The sequence below is a fragment of the Streptomyces sp. rh34 genome, assembly GCF_002551245.1.
In the GTDB taxonomy this organism is placed as follows: Bacteria; Actinomycetota; Actinomycetes; order Streptomycetales; family Streptomycetaceae; genus Streptomyces.
This window is the reverse complement of sequence record NZ_NTGZ01000628.1, coordinates 1-301: the sequence shown is the minus strand read 5'-3', so window position 1 is coordinate 301 and position 301 is coordinate 1. Positions and strand designations below refer to the sequence as shown.

The 301-nt window shown below is 68.1% G+C and carries 1 pseudogene; it reads left to right on the top strand.

The window, feature by feature from the left end:
• A pseudogene (locus CR470_RS38550) lies at positions 1–301 on the top strand (recombinase RecA); the annotation flags it as partial.

The following is a 301-nucleotide window of genomic DNA, read 5'->3' as shown; positions in this document are numbered from 1 at the left end:
GTCCTCCGGCAAGACGACGCTGACGCTGCACGCGGTGGCGAACGCGCAGAAGCTCGGCGGTTCGGTGGCGTTCATCGACGCCGAGCACGCGCTGGACCCCGAGTACGCGAAGAAGCTGGGCGTCGACACCGACAACCTCATCCTGTCCCAGCCGGACAACGGTGAGCAGGCGCTGGAGATCGTCGACATCCTGATCCGCTCCGGCGCGATCGACCTGATCGTCATCGACTCCGTGGCGGCCCTGGTGCCCCGTGCGGAGATCGAGGGCGAGATGGGCGACTCCCACATGGGCCTCCAGGCC